Below are 22,538 nucleotides of genomic sequence, written 5' to 3'. Positions count from 1 at the left end.
TAAAACAAGGACTTGAAGTGCGTCGTAGTCGCCAGACAAAGTGGGCGATAAGGCCCATGAACAGTCTAGGACCCATCGTCTGTTTGGGCATGTTGCTTTCCGAAACCGGACCCCATTTTTAGGGACCATGTTCGATACCGTTCGCGCAGGATTTGCGCGGAGTGACGCGCACCTTCCAGGTCGAGACGATGCGCGGATGGCGTCGGTCCGGTAAGTGTCTGTTCGATCGCTCGCACCAAGCCCTCAGGCGTCAGGTCTTTTTCCGTCAGCACCGTTGCGAGACCGAGTTCTTCGAGCATCAGAGCGCGAACCGTCTGTTCGGTTTCTCCGCCGGCTGCAAATGGAACGAGCAGCGAGCGACAACCCGCGCGCAGGACATCGCAGACCGTGTTATAACCCGCCTGCGAGACTGACACCCGGGCACCGGTCAACAGGCTGGCGAAATCCTCGCGGAACCGGAAGATGGCCAAGTCAGGCGAGGCATCGCGCACGATCGCGTCGAACTCGTCTTTCGGCAGGTTCGGGCCGGTGAGCAAACACCATTTCCAACCGTTGGTGGCATTCCGCGCTGCCGCGACGGTGGACCGGACAAGGCTCTTTCCGGCAGCCCCACCGCCAACCGAAACCACAACGTCGTACAGCTCGGAAGCCGCGGGCGACGGCGGCGCGGCAACGAGCCCTGTGTAGGTGACCTCGGCCCTGATGGCCCCAGCCATTGGAAATGTCTTGTCGATGGTTGCGAAAGCCGTATCGCCGTGGACCATGACAAGGTCGAAATGCCGGTTGAGGAGATCGACCGTTTCCTCGGTTCGACCCGGCTTGACGCGCTCCTGAAGGATATCACGGACGGACGTCGCCAGCAGCGGTCTGGGCGAGGCAGCGTCGATGGCCTCGATGAGCGGCAAGAGTTCGAAACGCATCTGCCGGCGTCCAAATGGAAACGCCTCGACAATGACGATATCAGGCCTGCAATCCCGGAATGCCTGCAGTAGCGTCTCGGAACGCCATTTCTTGAAATCATCGTCGATGGCTTTGTCCTGCAGGTCGACAAGTCCGGAAAATCCTTCATCACCGGAGGTGACAGGCGGAAGGGTTACAGATATTACCCCCGGTCCGGGAAACCCCGCGATCGGCGCTCCGCCGGTCACGACGGTTACGTCGAACCCGTCATCGACCAGAGCCGCCGCGATGCGGCTGGCGCGCGCGAGATGGCCGATACCGAGCAGGTGCTGGACATAGAAGAAAACCCGCAGCCGCTTCATTCGGCGGCCCGCCACTCCCGCTCGAACAGTTCCTTGAGCTGTCCAATGCTTGCCAAATGATCGAAATTGTCGCGCACGCGCCGCTCTGCGGCCTCGCCGAGGCGGGCGCGCAGCACGGGATCACGGATCAGGCGCTCCAGCGCCTGTGCCAAGGCAACTGGGTTTTCCGTCGGAACCAGCAGCCCGGTTTCATCCGGCGATAAAAGCTCTGGCACGCCGGAAATATCGGTCGACACGCAGGCAAGCCGCTGGCTAGCCGCCTCCACCAGCACATTCGGCAGACCGTCCCGGTCACCATTTGCGGTGATCCTGCAGGCCAGGGCGAAGAGGTCGGCGCAACGGTAGTGCTCAAGCACCTCCTGCTGCGCAAGCGCCCCCTTCCAAGAGACGCGACCATCCAGTCCGAGTTTTTGCGCCAGCGCCTTGAGCCGTTCCAGTTCCTCGCCGCCGCCGATATGCTCAAAACGCCACGCCAAATCACCAGGCAAGAGGGCAAGGGCCTCCAGCAAGGTATCGTAACCTTTCTTTTCAACGGCTCGCCCGACACTCAGAACAATAACCGGGTCGTCCGGCGTCGAGCCGTCATTTTGGTTCCGAGCCTCGCCGAAACTGCCGAAGCGATCAAGGTCGAGCCCATGATAACTAAGATGCACACGCGCGTTGCCGTTAGCGAGTTCCTTAAGACGGTCGAACCCGGTTCTCGTGCAAGTGACCGTCCAACGCGCCGAGGAAAGCTTGCCGGCCAGATCCCAGTCAGCCGAAGTCCAGATGTCCTTGGCATGGGCCGAGCAGCTCCAGGGCAGGCCACGAAGCTGGCTGGCATAGCGCGTCACCGATGCCGGCGTGTGAGCGAAATGGGCATGCAACCACCCCGCGTCTTCCGGCCATTCGGCCGCCAGCACGAGCGCTTGTCCGAAGCGGCGGACGCGACTGCGCGTAAAGTCGCGGGGGATATCGGCAGCTAGCGATCCGAGCGCGCGCCAGAAGCCCGGCCGCAGCAGATAAGCAAACAGCGAGCGAAACACGCGCAGCGGCTCTTCATGCAGATATTCCGGCAGATAATGGACGGGCGCTTTGATCTCGTCATGCACGGGGTGACGTCTTGCGTCGGTCGGCCGCCTGAGCGCGACGAGTATTAGGTCGAACCCCGAACGCTCCAGACCGAGCAGTTCCTGCGCGATGAAGGTTTCCGACAGCCGCGGATAGCCCTTCAGAACCACGACGATCTTGCGATGTTGCAACTCAGCTCATGCCTTCAATGACCGAAAGGTGATGGCCGGCCCGCCGGTCGAGCAGTTCCGCGACGATTTCGGAAATATGGGGCAGCCCTTCCAGCGTCAGATGCGGATTGCTCTGCGATGGGCGGGGCCGGTTTGGCAGCCCTTCCAATGCCTTGGCAAACCGCTGAGAATCCTCTGCTTCTTCCGGCAAAAGCATCTCGATGAGGCCTAGTTCGGCAGCGCGCCGTGCACGTATAAGTTGTTCCTCGCGAGGCTTGACACGCGGCACGATCAGCGCCGGCTTGTCGAAAGACAGTATCTCGCAATAGGTGTTGTAACCGCCCATCGCCACCACCGCCTTGGCGCCGGCAATCAGCTCTTCCATGCGATTGTCGAACTCGATGATTTTGATATAGGGGATCTTGGACCCTTTTCTGAGCAGCTTGTTGCGCTTGCGCGCTGGCATGTAAGGCCCAAGCACGATTAGCGCCCTATGTTGCAATTGCGGATCCTGCTGATAGGCATCGATGACGTCGTGAATCAGCTCACCACCGTCACCGCCGCCACCGGTGGTAACGAGGATATATTCGCCCTCGGGCCGGTGGCCCGGCAACTCGTTCTTCTGCAGGCTCCGTTGCAGGAAACCCACGAACTTCATCTTTGCTCTGACACCCGGCGGTACAGACAGGCCAGTCAACGGATCGTAGAAATCCGGCGGACCGTAGACCCAGACCTTATCGTAGAATAGCCCTATCTTGCGCAGCACATCCCTGCGTGCCCACTCTGCTTCGAGCAGATGCGGCGCGTCCATCACCTCGCGAAGGCCCAGCACGAGCGTTGTGCCCCGTGTCTTGAGGTAGGACAGCGTGTCCTCAATCTCACCGCGCAGGCCGAGCGGTTCCTTGTCAACGATGAGGATATCCGGCCGGAAGGTCTCGGCCGTGTGGCGGATGATCGACTGGCGCATCCTCAGCGTCTCATGCAGATCGATATCCTTTTCCAGCGAGGTGTATTCGCCGTTGCGCAGCTTGATGACGCTGGGGATCTTCACGAAGTCGACACGGGCGCGGTAGTCGAAGGCGCCAGCGATAGGCGCACCCGAAATGATAAGCACCTGAAGTCCGCGAAAATCCTCGACCAGCGAATGCGCGATCGTCCGGCAGCGCTGCAAGTGGCCGAGCCCGAACGTGTCGTGGCTGTACATGAGAATTCGAGCGTTTTCTGCGTGCTGGGTCATCGTTGAACGTCTTTTCGAATTCTCGCCTTGAGGACCGTGACAAACCCGCAGGCTTCGAACCGTCCTGGCTCTACCGACCTGTTGTGAAACATGAGGGCGCAATTTTCAATTTGTATTACCAAAAAACCGTAGATTGCTCAGCCAAACTGCATGCCTTGCGGACAATCTCACCCCGGCGGCTCGTTCGATGCCGCAGCGGCCGCTGAATCTATAAGTAAGTCAAAGGGTTGCCTGAAGTTCGCGCTAACCTCGCCGCGATTCCATTCGCCATTCGAAAGCAGCAGATTCAAGAGCCGTTTCTTCTCGTTGGGAGCCTGTTGAGCAAACAGGCGGCTGGCCTCTCGGGCCAGTTCGAGGACCAGTAGGCCGTCTTCCATATGATCCTTGCACCTCTCTGTGTCGCTGGATCTCAGATATCAGCCGCGGCTATCCGACTTGCCATTGCGAACGCAATGTCGGCTGCGCAGGTCACCCCGCGCATCGCCTGCACTGTCATGAGACGATAGTGAAGAACCAGATGCACCCCAGACCTACGCCTCCTAGGTCTGGCAGCAGGAGAGATGTTACCCATTCCCTTCCCCACGGGGCAGAATGCATCCGTTGCACCCAGGAGTCTAGGTCGGTGCATCCAGAGGCCATCCCACGACGGCCAGGAAGCGCCCGTTGCGGTTCCAGCCCACCACTGGCGTTGGTAACCGGGGATGAATTTAAAGAACATAGGCCGGCGGTCGCGACTCGCTGCCTTGCAATTCGAGCATCCAAACAGCCCGATGAGATCCTGATGCCTCGAGCCGTGATCGGGCCTAGCCTGTCTAAGAGTGCGACGATGCCAAGGTTTGTCGAGCGACCAGGGTATCGGCTAGGGGCTTTAGGGATACGGCGATCTCCTGCTGAATGGGGCTCGGCGCAGCGAAGGGTTATATTACCACATATTGTACTTCGCGTACCCAAAGCTCATGATCCAAGAGATTTGATTCCCCGCGGTACTCTCGCCAGTCAGAATGAGGCGGACTACCTTGACTTCATGGGTCCAATGACTGAGTACCCGCGCCTTGCCTACAGCATGGAAGCCGTTCGCAAGGCAGGCGGCCAGCTGGCAAAACCTATTCAGTTCGGACGAGACATCACTGCCGGCCACTACGTGGACACGCTCGAGATCTTCTCAATCGCCAATAGCTGGCGCGACTCGCACTTTCTGCCCATGCGGAGCGTTCGGTTTTCTGTCGGTCACCACATGAGAGCCCTTCGACTGAAGGGCGACATGGCATCCCGCCCGAAGCGTATGGCATCCATACGTCGCAGGCTCCGAGAGTCCACCACGAATTTGGACACCATGGACGACATTGGCGGTTGCCGAGCGATCATGGCCGATATCAAAGGTGTTCGCTCGCTTCTGGCATCGATGCGGGAGAATTTCCCCCACGAGATCCACACTCGGGAATTTAACTATATCGATGAGCCGAAGCCGGACGGGTATCGAAGTCACCATATTGTTTTCAAGTACCGGCCCAAAAATGCCGACACTGAGGCTTTCGAGGGACGACGCATCGAATTGCAAGTTCGGACCAGACTTCAGCACACGTGGGCAACTGCAGTCGAGGCTGTCGGGCTATTCCGGGGTCAGGATTTGCAGCACGGAAAGGGCGAGCAGGACTGGCTACGTCTGTTCCAGCTTATGTCGGCGGAATTCGCGCTCGTTGAGCAGTGTCCCGTTTATATCGGTGTTCCGGATCACGATGACCGGGTGCGAGAATTGCGAGATATCAATAAGCGTATAGGTGCGACCAGCATACTAGAAGACATTAAGAATCTTATTCACTACTCAGAGAACTTCGTGCGGTCAACGGAAAAATCTCGATACTATTTGATCCAGTATGGCAGAGATCATAGCGTGACCCTCGAACCATTCCGAACGCTTATGTTAGGCGTGCGGACATTGGAAGAGATAGAGAAAAAAATAGAGCTAAGGGGCATTGACGTAACTGCTGTATTGGTCGAGGTAGATAAGGTCGAAAAGCTTTTTGAAACGTATCCGAATTACTTCGGAGACGTTTCGTTATTTGCTCGTAATCTGAAATCCATCTGCACGGAGAAGGCGGCTGTCGAATACGGTCTGGCGCCGTAACAAGTGGCAGTCCCGAAGTCCTGCAAAAAGGCCCGATTATGGTCGGCCCAAGCATCGCTTCCGTCTGAAGTAGCCGGAGCAGCTGCCTTCCTCAGCAAAATTTGCCCGATTGCCGTTCAAATCCTTGCCGCTTCCCTCTAGCCTCTGAGCGCCTTCCTCGAACCGCCCGGATTGCTCTTTCTGATTAAGCTTTCCAATCTTTCTTCCGGGTGGCCTTCGGGGGCTATTTGGACAGGTCGCCAGCCGCCGCCAAACTCCGACATTGACAGCATAGCTCGACTGGATTCTTCCTGTCCATTTTGCTAGCAAGGTTCAATGAACAACCGTCTGCCACCCGCCTGGGCAAAGCACCTCAAGTCTGGTCCTGCGCCGAAGCCGCGCTTCCCTCAAGCAAATCCGACAGTGGCAAAACCACTCGTGCGCGCTGCCAACGACGCGCGTGCGCGGGCTGATGACCAATTGCTGATGCAGGCGTATGAACATCAACAGGCCAAACGGCTGGCAGAAGCTCAGGACATATGCCTCAAGGTGCTATCGCGCACGCCGAACCATCCGCTGGCTCTCTACATCATGGGCACCGTTTACCTGGGTTATGACGACGAAGCGGCTTTGCGCTATTTCGGACGCGCGATCGCGGAGGAGCCTAGAAATCCCTACTACCATCTTAGCCTCGGCGAGGCCTATGGGAAGCTGAGTGAATTTTCAGCTGCGATAAAGCACATCAAGTATGCCCTGGAAGTGCAGCCTGATCTTGTGGAAGCCCTTTGTGCCTTGGGGCGCGTATACACCCAGTACGACAAACCCGACCTGGCCTTGCCGCTTTATGAGAAGGCGCTGAAGATTAACCGTGATCACCCCAAGGCGCGGATCGGTATGGCGGCTGCGCTCACTGGTCTTGGGCGCATGGAAGAGGCCGGTGTCTTTCTTAAGGAGACGATCGATCGCCGCGTCGACGTAGGGGCGGCGTACTACGATCTTGTGCAGACCCGAAAATTCACCGAGGAACCGGCCGAACTCCAGCCGATCCTGCGCGAGTTGGAGAGCCCGGGACTTAAGCCGGAGACGAAAGCGAGTCTCTACTACGCCGCCGGTAAGGTGGAAAACGACCTCAAGCACTATGCGGAAGCCTTCGACCATTTCAAAAAGGCGAAACAGGCCGAAGGCTATAGATTCGACATAGACCAGTACCGCCGCTTCATTGACGCGTCGATCGAGACCTTCACGGCGGACTTCTTTGCCGAACGGTCCGGCTACGGCAATCCTTCGGAAGCCCCTGTGTTCGTGGTCGGGATGCCGCGTTCCGGCACAACGCTTACCGAACAGATATGCGCCAGTCATCCGAAGGTCCATGGCGCCGGAGAGCTCAGCAAACTGAGTCGGGTAGCCAACGCGATGGGTCTGAAACCCACCGCTTCTAATCTCGACAAGCCGGTCATGACGGTCACTGAAAGCTTGTCCAGGACGTTGGCCGAAGAGCACCTATCTTATTTGAGGGAGCGCGCTCCAACCGCGCAGCGCATCGTTGACAAGATGCCGCACAATTTCGAATTGATCGGCCTCCTCACCCTGCTCTTTCCCAATGCCCGCATCATTCACTGCCGCCGCGATGCCATCGACAATTGCGTGTCGTGCTTTGCCCTGCCTTTCAGTTCGGCACACAGCTACAATACAGACCTGCGGACAGTCGGCCTCTACTATCGCGAATATGACCGCTTGATGCGGCACTGGAACGAGGTTTTACCGGGTCGTATCTTTGAAAATCGCTATGAGACGCTCGTAGAGGATCAAGAGGCACAATCGCGCCGGCTCATAGACTATCTGGGGCTGCCTTGGGATGACGCATGCCTCCGCTTTTTCGATAAGGATGGGGCGGTCACCACGCCCAGCCGCTGGCAGGTCCGTCAGCCGATCTACAAATCCTCCGTGAAGCGCTGGAAGAATTTCGAAGGTGAGATCGCTCCCCTGATCGAAGCCTTGGGTGACCTGGCCGACACCTGATCTTCGGTAAAGCCGCCGTGAGGGCGCAGCGGTGCGCCGGGAGGCGATGCGTTGAAAGCGCGTCGGTGGTTCTGTTCTTCGTGAACCGGTTGAATGTGGCCATCGTAGGAAGCCGGTTTCGGCGGCTATCAGCCGCGCCTGACCGAAACCACTACCCCATCTTCGAAAAAGATCGTGCTTAGGCCGACCGCGGCAGCGGGCTTGCGTCGGAATGTGCGCGGTGCTGTGCGGGCAAGTCCGCGATTCCCGGCGGTTTCGGCCGGAACTGCTTCAAGACACTCAGATAGGATCGCCATGCGGTTTGCGGAAAGGCGATAAGTCACAAAGGCGCGGCGGCGAACTCGCACAAAATTTGCGCGTACAAAATGAAAAACCCGGCGGTTGCCCGCCGGGTTTTCCTGTCCCGAAATATCAGGTCTTAGAAGGAGCGCTGGAAGCGGAGCACGCCGCCGACGCTGTTCTTCTTGGTGCCACCGGTCCAGTTGTAATTGTTTCCGGTCCCGTCAAAAGCGTCGTCAAACCTGCCTGCATGCACGTAGTCGACTTCGGCTGTGACAGTGAGGCCGGGAACGACGTCATAAGCGACATTCGCCGCAATGCCGAGGTTCTTCCAATCGTCATACGAGGCTTGCAGATTGAACGAGGTCTTCTCGTTGAACTTGTAGGTGCCACCACCCCACACCGCCCAGTTGCCGCCCCACGGCTTGTAGAAGCCGCGATCGCCAGCCGGATCATGAATGGTGTTATCATCGAGCTTGCCGTCGCTACCGTAGCCGCCCATGATGAACAGCGACAGTTCGTTGGAGACGTTCACGTCCAAGCGGACCTTGCCGGACACCGATTCATAGTTGCTGTCGTAAGCAACGACGCCCGTGATCGCACCCCAGCCCTGCGTCCACTTCACACCGCCGACGACGTGCGGAACATAGCTGTCGATCGTGCCGACGCCATAGAAGTGACCAAAAGCCTGGTTGCCGCCACCCGAACCTTCTTCGAGCGAGACTATGGCCGAGAAACCATTGCCGGCATCGAAGGTGTAGCTGATCAGGTTGGTGTCGAAGCCGCCGTAGGGGACAAGCGTATCCTGGATTACGTTGCCGGCGTAGCCGATGAACGTGTCGAAGGCCGATTCATCCTTACCGACGCGAAGACCACCGAGCTGGATCCAGGCGAAGTTCAGCGAAATCCCAGTGTTCTCAGCGGCGTTCGGATCGAGATCGGCATTGTGGTTTTGGAAGTTGATGCGGGTCTCGGTGTAGGTCTTCAAGGTGCCGAGCTCGGTTTCCTGGCCGGTCCAGGTCTTCAGCGAGAAGCGGGCATGCTTTTGGAAGGTACCCTGATCCTTGCCGTCGACGACGTCGTGGCTGCGAGCACCATCGAACGATCCGATGTCACCGACGCCGATGTCGTAACGGATGTAGCCGCCGATGCGCAGGCAGGTCTCGGTGCCGGGGATGTAGAAGTAGCCAGCGCCGTAGACGTCGCAAATCTTGACGTATTCAGCGGGTTCCGGCTCGGCGACGACGACGGCGTCGGCGGCGCGCGCACCGGAAACTGCGATCAGGGCCGCAGCGGAGCCGAGAAGAAGGCTCTTGATGTTCATTTTCTGACCTCCAGTCAAAAGTTAAAAAACGGGTCTGGGTATTCTTTGCTGAAGGACAGCGTTCCCTGCCCCATCCCCACTACCGAAAAAGATGCGCACCGCGCCGCTCCTTCGAATTCGACATTACCCATCGGAGCATTGTGATCAACCGAGATCGTTGAAGGAGTGTCCCTGACCGGCTGCTATCCGAACTGCCTGTTGCAGAAACGTCACGTTTTCGCCTCTTGATAAACAATTTGGTAACGAATTGGCCTTGCCTGGGCCCGGCACCATGTTCTTTGTATGGCGAGAATCGGGCCGCAGCCAAACTGGAATCGGAGAGAAAAATGGTTACGCGAAGGCGTCTGTCGAAAGAGCGTCACAGAGAGAAGCTAGCCACCCGAGAGGCTTTGCAGGAAACGCTCTTTCTAGCGATAGAGAGTGTCCTGCAAACAGATGGGCCGAAGATGCGCCTGCCTGCCATGAGGGTGGCATCCGAGTTAGCGGCGATTATTGTGTCTCAAATCGTCTGCCAGACAGACGCTGTGCAGCGGGCATTCAAGACGGTTGAGGACGACATCGCCAATTATGCCACCGAATTTGCGGCGGATCTGGTGCAAATCGCGACCGGGCAAGTTTCACAACGGCTGGTACGGTTCAGGGCAAGCCTCCCTGAGCCGGAAGCGACTCTACCGCTAGCCGATGATTGGGCAGGCCCCGTCGCAGGCCCTACTGAGATCGAGCGGTATTACGGAATCCCGCGGTCGACTTTATATAGGTGGCAGAAACACAACGAGGCGGTGGCTATCGATACCCGGACTAGCAGGAAGCCTGTATTTCCGTTGAGGCAATTTGTAGATGGCCGGCCGCTGCCTGGCATTGCCTCGACAATCTCAATCGTGGGTAGCCATCGTGAGGCGTGGAGATGGTTGATTTCGCCAAATCCAGACATTGCTGGCGACGCACCGATCGACTTGCTGGCATCGGGTAAGGTCGATTTGGTGGTGGAGGCGGCGGGACTTTGGGCTCGTAGTCGAAAATCGCATGGCCTCGTTCTGGTTAAAACTTGATCACCTCAGCATCGGCGGTGCGCAGCGCCGTGAGAATGGTCATCTCGGTGAGCAGCATCGGGTAGCCGCTGCCGACATCGGCAAGCACGCCGAAAGCGGTGACCGTCGGCAAGCCCAGGCGCATGTTCTTGGGATGGCCGTTGACATATTTGAAGCCATAGAGCCGCCCGTCGCTTGTCGGCAGCAGCTCGATGACGCCGTCATGGCTGTGCGAGGCTATGCGAGGCGTCTTGTCGAAAAGCTCCCAGCGCCGAAAATCCTCCTCGATGTAGCTGGCGAGCTCGGTCAGGGAGCGCTCGACGCCGATGGCAAGCACCAGCTTCATCATACGGTCGACGCTGACGAAGGGGACGATGTTCAGCTTTGCCGTGGTCATGATCAAAAGCTCCCGGAATGGCTGCGGGTCGGGCGATCCATGATGCGGCGGCCCATCAGGCTCGCCGTCAGGTCGACCATAGGCGTCGCGGTTCGGCCACGCTCGTCCAGAAAAGGATTCAGCTCGACCAGGTCGAGGCTGGAGACGAGGCCGCTGTCGGACAGCATCTCCATCACCAGATGCGCTTCGCGGAACGTCGCGCCGCCAGGAACCGTGGTGCCGACAGCCGGCGCAATCGACGGGTCGAGAAAGTCAACGTCGAGACTGTGCAGCAGGCCGTCTTCATCAGACACGCGCGCCAGGAAAGCGCGCAGCAGCGGCGCGATGCCATGCTCATCGACGGCGCGCATGTCGTGCACGCTGACGCCCGCTTGGTTGAGCGCGCTGCGCTCGGCCGGTGGCGTAGGCAAGCGGAACACCGTGCAGGTTGCCGCTGGCGGTGGTGTCGAGCGTGTGGAAGTCCGGATGTGCGTCGAGCCACAACACGAACAGCGGGCGCCCGGCCTCGGTGGCGCGGCGGGCCAGGCCTGACACAATGCCAAGAGAGGGTTGGCAGCTTCATTGTGCGGACCGCCAAGCCGGACAGTCAGGTGGATGTGGGCATCGTCGCTATGATCCCGTTGAAGACATTCGGCTTGGCCATGCAAAACTTAGACAAGCAACAGAGCCTCGAACGATTCCGGCTCGGACTCCCCACAAAGGGGCTCGACATATAGCCGATCACGTTTGCCGTAGTCCGGGCTACGAATGAAAACGGCCGAGGGCGACCCAGTGCTGGCACTCGGCATTGTGCCGGCGACGGACGCGACTCCGAACGCCCAATATTTTTTTGAAGCTCGGTAAGGAGACCCGAGACAATGTCTTTCAGGCAGACAGATCGATGCAGATTTGCATTTAAACCGGGAGGCCAACCTTGCTGAGGCCCTCGGACAGATGGTCAATGTCGGCCTGATCGCGGAAGGGGAGACGTCCAACATGCTCGGCAAAGGAGTATTTCGGATTGATCTCCATCAGTTCGCGCCAGACCCGGCCGGCTTCCTCGGCCTCGTCCAAATGGCCGAGCGCGACAGCAAGAAAGGCGCGAGAGAGGTCGGTCTTCGGCGCGAGCTGTATACGCTCCCTGAACAGCGCCGAGGCAGCTTCGAATTTGCCGGCGACAAGATAGGCGGAGCCGAGAAAGTGGATGTATAGCTGCTTTAGCGCGGGATCGAGCCGGATGGCTTGCTCGATATGGGGAATAGCCGCGAGGGGCTGGCCGCCATAGATGTTGACTATGCCGCGCGAGTTGTGCGCCTGAGCGTAGTTCGGATTGAGATTCAGCGCCGCGTCCGCTTCAGCAGCGGATCGGTCGAGATCCTTTTTCCACAAGTAGAAGACCGAGGCAACGTAGTGCACGAAGGCAACCTGCGGTCTCTTCTGCAAGGCCAGGTCGACATGCCGCTCGGCTTTTTCAAGCGACTCGCTCCAGCCTTCCGTCCAACGGAACTGCCAGTTGAGCACCTCGGCCATTGCGAGGCCGGCATAGGGTTCGCCATAGCTCGAATCGTGGGCGATCGCTTGCGCGAAGAGAGAGGTCGAGCGATCGAACACTTCACGATTCCTGATGGTCCCCCACAGCGCCTCGCGCCCCAGCAGGAAAAAGTCGTGTGCCTTGCTGCTGGTCGTCTTGACAGCACCAAGCATCGCGGCTTCGCTCGGGCTCAGTTTGATCATCAGCGCGTCGACGATCCGCCGGGTGACCTCGTCCTGGACCGCAAAGACGTCGCTGAGTTCGCGATCGAAGCGCTCGGCCCAAAGGTGTCCGCCGGTCTCCGCATCGATCAGCTGTGCGGTAATCCTTACACGATTGCCGGCGCGGCGGATGCTCCCTTCGAGCACCGAGCGGACACCGAGCTCACTGGCCACCCGCCGGACGTCGACAGCCTTGCCCTTATAAGCGAAGCTCGAATTGCGCGCGATCACCAGCAATCCCCCGACCTTAGAGAGGTCGGTGATCACATCCTCGGTTATACCGTCGGCGAAATATTCCTGCTCAGGATCGCCACTCATGTTCTGGAACGCCAACACGGCGATCGAAGGCTTGTCGGGCAGCGCGAGCTGTGGCGAAGGCTTGTCCCGCCGAGCGGGCTCCACGGGTGCCGCGGGCTTCGCCTGAGCAGGGACTCCGACCTGCAGGGAAAAGACTCGGACCGGATCAGCGATGTTCTTGAGTTGCACCGCGCCGCGATCGTTGATTGCGAGATCGAGCCTTGCCTTGACCTGCCAGTACGCTTGCTCGGAGAGACAGATGCTGCCAGGCTCGCAAATGCCTTCGAGCCGCGCGGCGATATTGACGCCGTAGCCCATCAGATCACCGTCGCCCTCCTCCACGACATCGCCCAGATGGATGCCGATGCGAAAGTCGATGCGGCGGTCGGGCGGCAGCCCGGCATTGCGCTCAACCATGCCATTCTGCACCTCGATGGCGCAGCGCACGGCGTCCACGACGCTGCGAAACTCGACTAGGGCTCCGTCCCCTGTGCGCTTGACCACGCGACCGTGATGCACGGCGATCGTCGGATCGATTAGATCGCTGCGCAGCGCCCGCAGCCGAGCCAGGATACGATCCTCGTCCGCGCCGGCGAGCCGGCTGTAGCCGACCACATCCGAGACCAGAATCGCTGCTATTTTCCGGGTCTCACTCACGTCGCGCTCCTCTATCCAGCCGAACGCAGCCAGATCAGTTCCGTCCTCCTCAACATAGAGCCGTTGAGCACAGGGAAGATAGCCCCGAGCCGATGGGCGGATGTCCGCATTCGGATCGACCCGGAGTCGTTCGAGACAGGTCGGCAAAGCGCCAGACCTGGTGCAATCAAGACGTCTAGCCTTGTCGCTAGTCGGTCTGGTTTCAGGCAGCGGCCAAGCAAATCTCTATGGCAACAAGCTGGCGGGCAAGACATCGATCAATTCTGGCTGTGCGCGGAATGTCCGGTTTGCGCGGGATGATCGCCGTCAACCCACTGGACGATCATCCGGAATTGCACTTTCGCTTCCGAATACGTGCGATAGAAGTCGAGAAGTTCTCCCGTGGGTTCCGATAGGCGTTGGAAGCCCGAAATGAAGGCGACGACCGTGCCGATCGTCGTCTGCCCGCGGATCACAAGATAGCCGCCAACGATCAGGACCATCAGCGACCCAAGCGCGTTGGCTATATTCAGCAACGTCTTCAGCCCGAATTTCAAGAAATAGAATTCGATGCGATTGCTGAAGATGCTGCGTATCGTGCGAAAGGCCGCTCGGCGCTTCGGCGAGTGGCTGGCGAAGGAATTGACTGCTTGGTTGCCAAGCTTTCGAACGAGCGCGACCTGCCGTTCAACGAGTGTGTTCAGGTCATTCTGCATGTAAAGCGCAAGCAGTATCTGCGGCAGGAGTGAAACGCCGCTGACCAGAGCAATCACCGGCTGCATGTAGATCATGTAAGATACGACGGAGATCATAATCGTGACGTTGACTACGCATTCCGAGATGCTGGTGCCGACAAATCCGCCAACATAGTCGATCTCGTTACCGATGATGCTGGCGGTCTGACCACTCCTTGCGTGGTCGCGCGCGGACCTTTGCGTTGCGACGAGAGCGAGTTGGTCGCGGGCCGTCTTCACCACGCTCTCTCCGACCCAGCCCTGATAGACGATCATTGCGTATTTCAGCCCCGCATGCAGCAGTATAGCCGCAAGATACAGGCCGGCGAGTGTCAGTAGCGCTCGTACGTCCTTGTCGGCAATCGCAACATCGACGACCCGTCTCTGCAGGTCGATGGGGATGAAGTTGGCCAAGGCAACCGAAATTGCGATCACGCTGACATAGACCTGATGCGTGCCGCTGGCGCGTCGGACAAAACTAGGAAACTTCTCGCCCGGAAGGATCGCGTCGGCAATCGGCTTAAACGGGGTGAAGTGCCCTGCAACTGTCGTGAAAATTCTGCTCACCTTCGGTGCGCTCCAGTCGCCTCCAAGTCCGGTCCAGCCGATAAGACCAACGCACCCTGTCGGTGACCATCTGAACGGTCATCCTCAATCCTGCCCGGTACCGTCGCTCGGCCATGCCTTGCGCGCTGGCGTGGTCCCGAGTGGTGCCGGTCGTGCTCAAAGAAGAGCCTCTTCGACCATTTCGAGACAAGGGCATAGGCGATCGTGATGCGCTGCTTCAAAGCGTCGACCGCGTGAGACGCGCTGTATTCCTGACCGAAGCCGAGACCACAACTCGCTGGGATGATTGCTGCGATGACGGCCTCGCGGCCTTCACGGACGACACAGGAAACGATCGCCGCGACGATCCCGATCAGAACAAGCGGATTGCAAAACCGCCGCAACAGGACCGCCAGCGCTTGTTCTCGCCGATGATCAGCGAACGTGTCTGGCCAGTGGTGCGAAAGCCCGTCGCGTGCCTCGGTGGAAGTCGGTCCGGTGGGCATAGAGCGGTATTCCTGCGGCACCTCGATAGCCGGTCGCGACCAGTAGGGCTTGCCATCGCGCCACGTTGGGCAGGCTGAGTTATCGATCATCGCGGTTTGATAGCGAAGAAGGCCGCGAGCCTCCTTGATCGACATCAAGGCCGGAGAATCTACGATCCGGGCTGAAGCAGGCAGGCTGCGCGATAGTTGCGCTGGAGAGCTCAGAGCGTTGCGTGAACCGCGACCATCGTCCTGCCGGAGCCGCTCTAGGTGCTGGAATTTGATGTGAAACTTACGGGGCGCGGGCGCTGCTTCTCCGCCTTCGAGGATCTCACAGACGCTCTGGCGAATAACGGCCTTACCCAGAATGCCAGATCGATAGGTGCTCCCTGACGGGCCCCTGCCCGTGATTTCGGACACGTTGGCAATAATGATGTGGTCGGCATTAGTGTTGATGACCATATTCGCGTTATGAGTCACCGTGCTTAGCTATCGCTTCCATAGCTCTATCCGGATGTGGTCAGAGCTCTAAAGCCATTGAGCAAACCGCTTTAGCCACTATCGAACGCCATCTGCAGTCTGCTGCGAAAAGGAGCAGGTTCGAGCAACTGTTCTTGATGTTTTATGAGGAAGGCATCCATCGCCTCGACGTCGCCGGTCTCGCACGCTTGTTTGAGTTCCGCGTTGGCAAATTCCAAGAGTTTTCCGGTTCCGCAGGATGGGCCGCTAGAGGTCAAAAAAGCTCTTTCTCGGCCTTTCAGCCCATACCTTGAAGTCGGCGACGCGCGAGCCGGTCAAAGACAATTTGGCCAAAATGCCACCCTGATCGGCTAGCCTGACCATCAGCGGTCCATCCAACTCCTTCAGACGGTATCCGCGATGATGGCTTGGAATAAGTGCCGTAATCCTTCCGCTCCGTCAGAAATCGACCACCCTCGACTTCGAAAGACCGATGTTGGCGAGCGCTGAGCGGAGCCGCGACAGACGATCGGCTCGACTTTGAGCGCGGCCCCAAGGCTGTCGGCAGTCGCAGCATCGCCACCGAGCCGTGTGAATATGCCAAGGTACAGCCCGGCTCGAGCGCCAAGGACCAAGGCGGAGCCGCTGCGATCAGTCTTTCGATCCAATCAGAATCCATGTCACGCTCCCTCCGCGATCCAAGACCGACTTCCAAGCAGCTCCCATAAGATTAGAGCGGCGGTGCTCCGGAAAGTGAAGATATGGTCATTCCTTCGAGCGACCGACACGATGACGTGACAAGACGGCCTTGGTCGGCCTACCCGACCCACAGCGCACTGAGATCGTCAAAGGTTTTTTGTCATCCCAGCCCGGCCTGCCAGGGCTACCCGGATATCGCTGAGAAAACCGTCAAGCACTCGCCGCCGCGCCGCGCCGCTCGAGCGCGGTCGTGCGGATGATTTCCGCGATCTCCGGGCTGCTGCTGCATAGCATCTGGAAATCAGCCGAGTGCAGCGACAGGAGTGAGACCTCCGTTGCGGCGCTGACGGTCGCCGAACGCGGTTCGCCGCTGATCAGCGCCATCTCGCCGAAGAAGGCGCCAGGGCCAAGCTCCACCGGGTTCGGCGTCGCGACGCTGACGCGCCCCTCCACGACGAAGAACATCCGATCACCGGGCTCGCCAATGCGGCAGATCACTGCGCCCGCCGGCACCGTGCGAGCTCTTAACGCGCGCACGATCTCGACCAGCACGGCCGGGCCGAGCTTCTGAAACAACGGCACGGCGGCGACCAATTGCCAATTGCGGACGAAATCCCCGCGACGGACTTCCTGATAGAAGCCGGTGGCAAGAATGCCGGCCCAGAGTCCGAAGATGCCGATGCCACTCATCATGACCGCCCCGGCAAGGACGCGGCCGGCGAAGCTTTGTGGGATGGTGTCCCCATAGCCGGTGGTGGACAGCGTGACAACCGCCCACCACATTGCCAGGGGGATGCTGCCGAACTTTTCCGGTTGGATGTCGCGCTCGATGACATAGGCCGCGAGCGCGACAACGAACAGTACGACGCCGAAGAGCGTTGTGACGCCGATCAGATTGCGTGCTTCGTTGGCCAGGACCCTGCCCAGCACCGGGAAGAAAGTCGAGTCGCGCAGCGGTTTCAGCAGCCAGACAGCACAGTAGAGGCTCCGGTCGGGCGTGCCGACGAGCAGAAAAGCGGCGAGTGGAACCAAAACCGCGAGCACATCGATGGCGATTTTGGGCGTCCTGTCCCGTACGTCTCCCGCCAGGCGCTTGAGGAGCGTCGCGGCCAGTTGCAGGACATAGGCGGCCCAGATGACGGCGAGCAGGGCAGCCAGAGCCAGTCTGCTTCGTCCGGACATGCCCGGTATCGTGAGCGCAGCCACCGCCAACAACCCAGGCGCAGCCAGCACCGCGTTGAGCGGGGCGTAAATTCTTAAGAAAGGCAGTACCGACATTCTATGCCCACGAGCGCCTACTATCCTCAAGAATAGGATGCTTCAAGGCAAGCGCAAAGGTGCTTGCTCTCGCTGCGATGTGCTTCACCCGGGATCGTTTCGTGACCGGACGTCAACGGACAGGCGACAAGATGCAATGCGGGTCGGCACTGCAAAGCGGCAATCAAGCCGAGAGGCGCCACATTCGCACACGACCTGCACCACGCAATTCCGTTTCCCCGAGTGGGTCGCAAGCGAACTTTGGTCCGAGCAGTTGGTGAGTTGCATCAGAAATACGGATCTCATCGGGCTCCGCGGACGTTTGAATGCGTGAGGCGAGATTGACGGTCTCACCCCACAGGTCATAAGCGAACCGCCTCTTGCCTATGACGCCGGCGACGATCGGGCCGGAGTGAATTCCAATTCTGAGCCTTATCGGTTCTCCTGCGAAGCGTTCGCGCTTAACCGCCTTGCGCAGCTCAATGGCATACTGCGCGAGGGCTTTTGCATGATCGGATCGCGCGGTGGGCAGGCCAGCGACTACCATCACACAATCGCCGATTGTCTTGATCTTTTCGCAGCCGTGTCGTTCCGAGAGCCGATCCGCCGCCTTGAAGAAGTAATTCAAAATAGCGAGCGTCGTCACGGCACCGACGGTCCGCGCCCGTTCCGTAAAACCGACGATGTCGGCAAAAAGCACACTTACCTCTGCGTGATTGTCAGCAATTTTCTTGTGCGCTTTCAACCGCTCCGCGATCGACGCCGGAAGAATGTTGAGGAGAAGGGCTTCGGCGCGCTGGTATTCACGTGCCAATCCCTCCTGGCTCTTCCTCAACGCCTCGTTCGCCGCTTGTAATTTCTCGTTGAGTTGACGCTCCCTCTCTTGCAGGAGCGTCATTTCATAAGCCTTCTGCTGAAGCCGCTGTCTGTTGGCGCGCTCGGCGGAGGCGTCAAGAAAGAGCAGCCACACGCAGGCATCGTCAGCAAAAAAATGAAAGTCCGCGACACGCCCGCTGGGCAGTTCGACCATGGGGATATGAAACGGAAGCCCCGGGCAAGGCAGCAAACCTTCCATGAACTCAAGCTGCCCGGCAACAGGCTCGCCGATGCGAAGTGACGAGAGTCCGTAATGTTCGACATTACCTCCCTTCGCAGCTACGCAAAGCTGGGCGTCGATTTTCACATATGCGACAGAGTGCCCATCGTAGAAGAAGTTGAGAATCCAACTTCCGACCTCTTTTGGCAATCCATGCATGGTCTATTTTGTGACCATCGAAGCAAGTTGATGAAATGCATCATCAACATGCTCACCCGTGAGCGCACTTGTCAGATAGATCTGCCATCCACGTTGCCTCAGTTCTTCAATCTCACTATCCGATATTGCCCATCGGTCGGCCAGATCGGACTTGTTGATCAGCAATACAAACGGCATAGCGCCGAATTCGGCCTCCACCCGTTCGCGCAGCGTGAGTGCCACGGCAAGGGTTGGGGCGCGGGTTCCATCGACGACGAGCACGAGCCCGGTTGCACCTCGAACATAGCTGACGCGGAATGAGCCAATATCGTCTTCGCCGGCCAAATCCCACAAGATCAGATCCACGGTTTTGCCGGGGAGTTCGACACTTTTCTTGTCGATTTTCACGCCCACCGTGGTCAGGTAGGTTTCTGAAAAGATGCTTTGCACGAACCTGCGAACCAGGCTCGTCTTCCCGACAGCGAAGCCGCCCAGCATGCAGATCTTTTTTTGCAACATTTTGGGCCCCGCTAGTCCAAGTTTACAGTAATCGAAACCCGGCGATTGGTGGAGCTCCCAGCTTGATTATTTTCAGGTACCAGCGGCTCAAAAGTGCCCGCGCCCCGAACCAGCAGCAGTTCGGGAGCGACGCCGCGCTTGTTGAGAAGCGCACGAACTGCCTCGGCGCGTGCGGTGCTGATCGACGCGTTGGCCGTCTCACGACCAGTGGCGTCCGAATGGCCGGTCAACATGAACCGCGCTGTTACGCCTGACTTGCGGGCATTTTCGGCGAATTCCTTGATTTGACCCGCCAGTCTGTCGAGAACCGGCGCCTGCTCTGGTCCCGGCACAACTTTGCCGGAAGGGAAGAAAATATTGGTCGCCTGGATGGCCTCTCGCAAATAGTTAAGTTCTGCAAGGTTCAGCTCACCCAGCTGCGAGACATCCAGAACCACTCCATCCGCCGAAAGCTGTTCGGCGGCGGCCTGCGCCCGGCTGATCCAGCCGGCAGGAGCCTCACCCACGGCAACGATGCGACCCTGGACGATCGAAAGCTGAACCGATTTCGGCGGGTTCAGCGACGCCGTCAGCCGCTTGACCACGAACTTCGGATCAAGGCTCTGATAGAATTGCCACTGCGAATGAACGCGGGCGGGATCGACCTGCGTTCCGGACAACAGCGACCGCGGGTCGGCGGCAAGCGGATCTCTCAGGCCGGAAATGTAGAAATGTCCGCCCCTCGCCGTTTGCTGGGCGACGATGATTCCCGGTTGGGCCTCAAGTCGCGACACATAATATTGCCAGTGCTCTGCCGCGCGTGTATCGGGGCTCACATCACGAACCTTGGAGATGTCGAATTCCGGTCCGCCGGCCGAAAGCTGTCGGGCCGCTGCGCGCGCCCGATCTATCCAGGTGTCGGGAGCCTCACCCTCGGCAACGATGCGGTCGTTGACGATCGAAAGTCGCACTGTATCCGGCGGATACAGCGATGCCGTCAGCCGCTTCAACACGAACTCCGGCTCAAGGCTCTGATAGAATTTCCACTGCGAATGAACGCGGGCAGGATCGACCTGCGTTCCCGACAGCAGCGACTGCGGGTCGGCGCCTAGCGGGTCTCTCAGGCCGGCAACATAGAATTGGCCGTCGCGTATCTTTTGCTCCGCAACGATGATGCCCGGCTGGGTCTCCAGTCGCGACACATAGGCCTGCCAGTGCTCCGCCTCTTCGGAGCTTACATCACGGACCCCAGAGATATCGAACACCGGCCCGCCTGCCGAAAGCTGCCGGGCGGCGGCCTGCGCCCGGTCGATCCAGTTGGCAGGAGCCTGCCCCTCGGCGACGATGCGATCCTTGACGATCGAAAGTCGCACTGTATCCGGCGGAGCCAGCGATGCCGTCAGCCGCTTCAACACGAACTCCGGCTCAAGGCTCTGATAGGATTTCCACTGCGAATGGACGCGGGCCGGATCGACCTGCGTTCCCGATAGCAGCGACTGAGGGTCGGCGCCAAGCGGGTCTCTCAGGCCGGCAACATAGAGTTGGCCGTTGCGTATCTTTTGCTCCGCAACGATGATGCCCGGCTGGGTCTCCAGTCGCGATACATAGGCCTGCCAGCGCTCCGCCTCGCGTTCTTCGAGGCTTACGTCACGGACCCTGGAGATATCGAACACCGGCCCGCCTGCCGAAAGCTGCTGGGCGGCTGCCTGGGCCCGGCCGATCCAAGCGGCACTCGCCTCACCTTCGGCGACGATGCGCTCCTTGACGATCGAAAGTCGTACTGTATCCGGCGGAGCCAGCGACGCCGTCAGCCGCTTCAACACGAACTCCGGCTCAAGGCTCTGATAGAATTTCCACTGCGAATGGACGCGGGCGGGATCGACCTGCGTTCCCGACAGCAGCGACTGTGGGTCGGCGCCAAGCGGGTCTCTCAGGCCGGCAATGTAGAATTGGCCGTCGCGTACCTTTTGTTCGGCAACGATAATGCCCGGCTGGATCTCCAGTCGAGAAACATAGGCCTGCCAGCGCTGCCCGGATTGCCAGGAAAGAAAAAACCAAGCGCCTGCCGAAAGCAAAAGCACCAAGACTGCCACCACCACCAGCCACGGAAACCCCTGGTTTGATTCCTCCTGCTTCAGCTCAACGCAATTCTGCAATTGCGCCTCTACCCCGGCCAACAGGGAACTGTCGCCGTCAAAGTCCTCTAGAGCCTGTGAGCATTCCTGATGGATGCGGACCAATACGTCGCGAATTATTTCATGTAATTCCTCGGGCGGATTTCCTCGGATCACGGCAACCAAGGTCGCGAATTGTCCAACTTCTGACCAGAGGCGAAGGTCACCAAAACGAATCGTGTCCAGACTGCTCTGTTCTTTTTCGTTAAATGAGTCCTTCACAAAATCTTGAATCGCACTAAGCATCGAAGAAATGAGTTGGGGATCCTCGCTTGTTGCGTTATCGGCAGCTACATGCGCTATCAAAATTCCGGAATTTCGGCTAATTAGAAAAACATGTTCTACGCGATAGACAAGAGAATGCTTCAGAACAACTTCTGAAAAGCTAGCACCTGTTCTCCAAGATTCAAATCTCCACTTCAGTCCATGCCAAGTGAATATGTGTCTCAAAGTTTCATTCAGCGACTGAAAGGTCTGGTCGATCTTTTCCCCGATCGACTTGCGAATTGCGGGCAGAAACACCGGGTATAAAATATCCGTCAGCGTGCGCGGACTCTTCTGGATCGACCGTTGCACAGCCCTTTCGACAGCTGGCGCAAGGGCCTCGCCGAGTTGCGCATGGGGCGCTCGTGCGGCCGCACTTGGAAGAACGTCGCCCACGGCCGCCGCGAGCTGCGCCGGCTCGTCCAGCAGATGCGTAACCCGTGAAAGCTCTGAAATTTCGCGGCTGACCAGCAACTGGCGCAGCGTTTCCATGCGAGGATCGACGGTTGGAACTCCGTCGAAACGCGCACGATAGGCCGGATCAACGTTCCGGGCAATTTCGATCAAAAGACGAGCCAGAGCCTCGCGATCTATCTCTGTATCGTTCGAGGCTGTTCTTTGCGGAAGGCTGATCGGGTCGACGGTCGACGTCAA

General features: G+C 58.9%; 15 protein-coding genes and 2 pseudogenes. 3 read left to right on the top strand and 14 right to left on the bottom strand.

What is annotated here, in order from left to right; all coding sequences use genetic code 11:
- Positions 1 to 65: 65 nt before the first annotated feature.
- From JG747_RS08605 to JG747_RS08595, 3 genes are read right to left on the bottom strand one after another with little or no spacing between them, the layout of a single operon-like run.
- On the bottom strand, positions 66 to 1,262 hold the full coding sequence (locus tag JG747_RS08605; RefSeq protein WP_202361590.1) for a glycosyltransferase family protein: 1,197 nt from the start codon (positions 1,260 to 1,262) through the stop codon (positions 66 to 68).
- On the bottom strand, positions 1,259 to 2,503 hold the full coding sequence (locus JG747_RS08600) for a glycosyltransferase (RefSeq protein ID WP_202361589.1): 1,245 nt from the start codon (positions 2,501 to 2,503) through the stop codon (positions 1,259 to 1,261). The genes JG747_RS08605 and JG747_RS08600 overlap by 4 nt, the downstream gene beginning before the upstream one ends.
- 1 nt (position 2,504) lies before the next feature.
- On the bottom strand, positions 2,505 to 3,719 hold the full coding sequence (locus JG747_RS08595) for a glycosyltransferase family protein (protein WP_202361588.1): 1,215 nt from the start codon (positions 3,717 to 3,719) through the stop codon (positions 2,505 to 2,507).
- A 1,033-nt stretch (positions 3,720 to 4,752) separates the two neighbouring features.
- Here JG747_RS08595 and JG747_RS08585 point away from each other — a divergent pair.
- A complete protein-coding gene (locus JG747_RS08585; RefSeq protein WP_202361586.1) occupies positions 4,753 to 5,844 on the top strand; it encodes a RelA/SpoT domain-containing protein in 1,092 nt (363 codons plus the stop codon).
- A 315-nt stretch (positions 5,845 to 6,159) separates the two neighbouring features.
- The gene (locus tag JG747_RS08580; RefSeq protein ID WP_202361585.1) at positions 6,160 to 7,842 is read left to right on the top strand and encodes a tetratricopeptide repeat-containing sulfotransferase family protein; all 1,683 of its coding nucleotides are present in this window, start codon (positions 6,160 to 6,162) and stop codon (positions 7,840 to 7,842) included.
- Positions 7,843 to 8,260: 418 nt separating this feature from the next.
- Here JG747_RS08580 and JG747_RS08575 read toward each other — a convergent pair whose 3' ends face one another.
- A complete protein-coding gene (locus JG747_RS08575) occupies positions 8,261 to 9,445 on the bottom strand; it encodes a porin (protein WP_202361584.1) in 1,185 nt (394 codons plus the stop codon).
- Between the two features lie 326 nt (positions 9,446 to 9,771).
- Here JG747_RS08575 and JG747_RS08570 point away from each other — a divergent pair, with 326 nt between their 5' ends.
- Positions 9,772 to 10,494: an antitoxin Xre/MbcA/ParS-like domain-containing protein gene (locus tag JG747_RS08570; RefSeq protein ID WP_202361583.1), complete on the top strand. Its 723-nt coding sequence runs from the start codon at positions 9,772 to 9,774 to the stop codon at positions 10,492 to 10,494.
- On the opposite strand, the pseudogene JG747_RS08565 reads toward JG747_RS08570, so the two are convergent.
- From JG747_RS08565 to JG747_RS08520, 10 genes and pseudogenes are all read right to left on the bottom strand, one after another.
- Positions 10,493 to 10,870, bottom strand: a pseudogene (locus JG747_RS08565) (ornithine cyclodeaminase); the annotation flags it as partial. The gene JG747_RS08570 and the pseudogene JG747_RS08565 sit on opposite strands and share 2 nt — an antisense overlap.
- Before the next feature lie 2 nt (positions 10,871 to 10,872).
- Positions 10,873 to 11,416 (bottom strand): annotated as a pseudogene (locus JG747_RS08560) (arginase family protein); the annotation flags it as partial.
- Between the two features lie 348 nt (positions 11,417 to 11,764).
- Positions 11,765 to 13,555: an adenylate/guanylate cyclase domain-containing protein gene (locus JG747_RS08555; RefSeq protein WP_202361582.1), complete on the bottom strand. Its 1,791-nt coding sequence runs from the start codon at positions 13,553 to 13,555 to the stop codon at positions 11,765 to 11,767.
- A 257-nt stretch (positions 13,556 to 13,812) separates the two neighbouring features.
- On the bottom strand, positions 13,813 to 14,835 hold the full coding sequence (locus JG747_RS08550; protein ID WP_202361581.1) for an ABC transporter transmembrane domain-containing protein: 1,023 nt from the start codon (positions 14,833 to 14,835) through the stop codon (positions 13,813 to 13,815).
- On the bottom strand, positions 14,832 to 15,761 hold the full coding sequence (locus JG747_RS08545; protein WP_202361580.1) for a cation-transporting P-type ATPase: 930 nt from the start codon (positions 15,759 to 15,761) through the stop codon (positions 14,832 to 14,834). The genes JG747_RS08550 and JG747_RS08545 overlap by 4 nt, the downstream gene beginning before the upstream one ends.
- Before the next feature lie 89 nt (positions 15,762 to 15,850).
- Positions 15,851 to 15,997, bottom strand: a complete 147-nt coding sequence (locus JG747_RS08540; RefSeq protein WP_202361579.1) for a hypothetical protein — start codon at positions 15,995 to 15,997, stop codon at positions 15,851 to 15,853.
- A gap of 670 nt (positions 15,998 to 16,667) precedes the next feature.
- Entirely contained in the window at positions 16,668 to 17,735 is a 1,068-nt protein-coding gene (locus tag JG747_RS08535; protein WP_202361578.1) for a cyclic nucleotide-gated potassium channel, read from the bottom strand.
- Positions 17,736 to 17,898: 163 nt separating this feature from the next.
- Positions 17,899 to 18,969, bottom strand: a complete 1,071-nt coding sequence (locus tag JG747_RS08530; protein WP_202361577.1) for an adenylate/guanylate cyclase domain-containing protein — start codon at positions 18,967 to 18,969, stop codon at positions 17,899 to 17,901.
- A gap of 3 nt (positions 18,970 to 18,972) precedes the next feature.
- Positions 18,973 to 19,467, bottom strand: a complete 495-nt coding sequence (locus JG747_RS08525) for a Rab family GTPase (protein ID WP_202361576.1) — start codon at positions 19,465 to 19,467, stop codon at positions 18,973 to 18,975.
- Between the two features lie 11 nt (positions 19,468 to 19,478).
- Positions 19,479 to 22,538, bottom strand: coding sequence for an OmpA family protein (locus JG747_RS08520; protein WP_202361575.1), 3,060 nt, complete (start codon positions 22,536 to 22,538; stop codon positions 19,479 to 19,481).

This window comes from Mesorhizobium sp. 131-3-5, from assembly GCF_016756575.1.
GTDB classification, from domain to species: Bacteria; Pseudomonadota; Alphaproteobacteria; order Rhizobiales; family Rhizobiaceae; genus Mesorhizobium; species Mesorhizobium jarvisii.
This window is presented reverse-complemented; position numbering and strand designations above follow the sequence as displayed.

Coding starts and splice junctions, on each gene's coding strand:
- JG747_RS08605 (WP_202361590.1), bottom strand. CDS start 1,262: ATGAAGCGGCTGCGGGTTTTCTTCTATGTCCAGCACCTGCTCGGTATC.
- JG747_RS08530 (WP_202361577.1), bottom strand. CDS start 18,969: ATGCATGGATTGCCAAAAGAGGTCGGAAGTTGGATTCTCAACTTCTTC.
- JG747_RS08575 (WP_202361584.1), bottom strand. CDS start 9,445: ATGAACATCAAGAGCCTTCTTCTCGGCTCCGCTGCGGCCCTGATCGCA.
- JG747_RS08545 (WP_202361580.1), bottom strand. CDS start 15,761: ATGGTCATCAACACTAATGCCGACCACATCATTATTGCCAACGTGTCC.
- JG747_RS08535 (WP_202361578.1), bottom strand. CDS start 17,735: ATGTCGGTACTGCCTTTCTTAAGAATTTACGCCCCGCTCAACGCGGTG.
- JG747_RS08570 (WP_202361583.1), top strand. CDS start 9,772: ATGGTTACGCGAAGGCGTCTGTCGAAAGAGCGTCACAGAGAGAAGCTA.
- JG747_RS08585 (WP_202361586.1), top strand. CDS start 4,753: ATGACTGAGTACCCGCGCCTTGCCTACAGCATGGAAGCCGTTCGCAAG.
- JG747_RS08525 (WP_202361576.1), bottom strand. CDS start 19,467: ATGTTGCAAAAAAAGATCTGCATGCTGGGCGGCTTCGCTGTCGGGAAG.
- JG747_RS08580 (WP_202361585.1), top strand. CDS start 6,160: ATGAACAACCGTCTGCCACCCGCCTGGGCAAAGCACCTCAAGTCTGGT.
- JG747_RS08595 (WP_202361588.1), bottom strand. CDS start 3,719: ATGACCCAGCACGCAGAAAACGCTCGAATTCTCATGTACAGCCACGAC.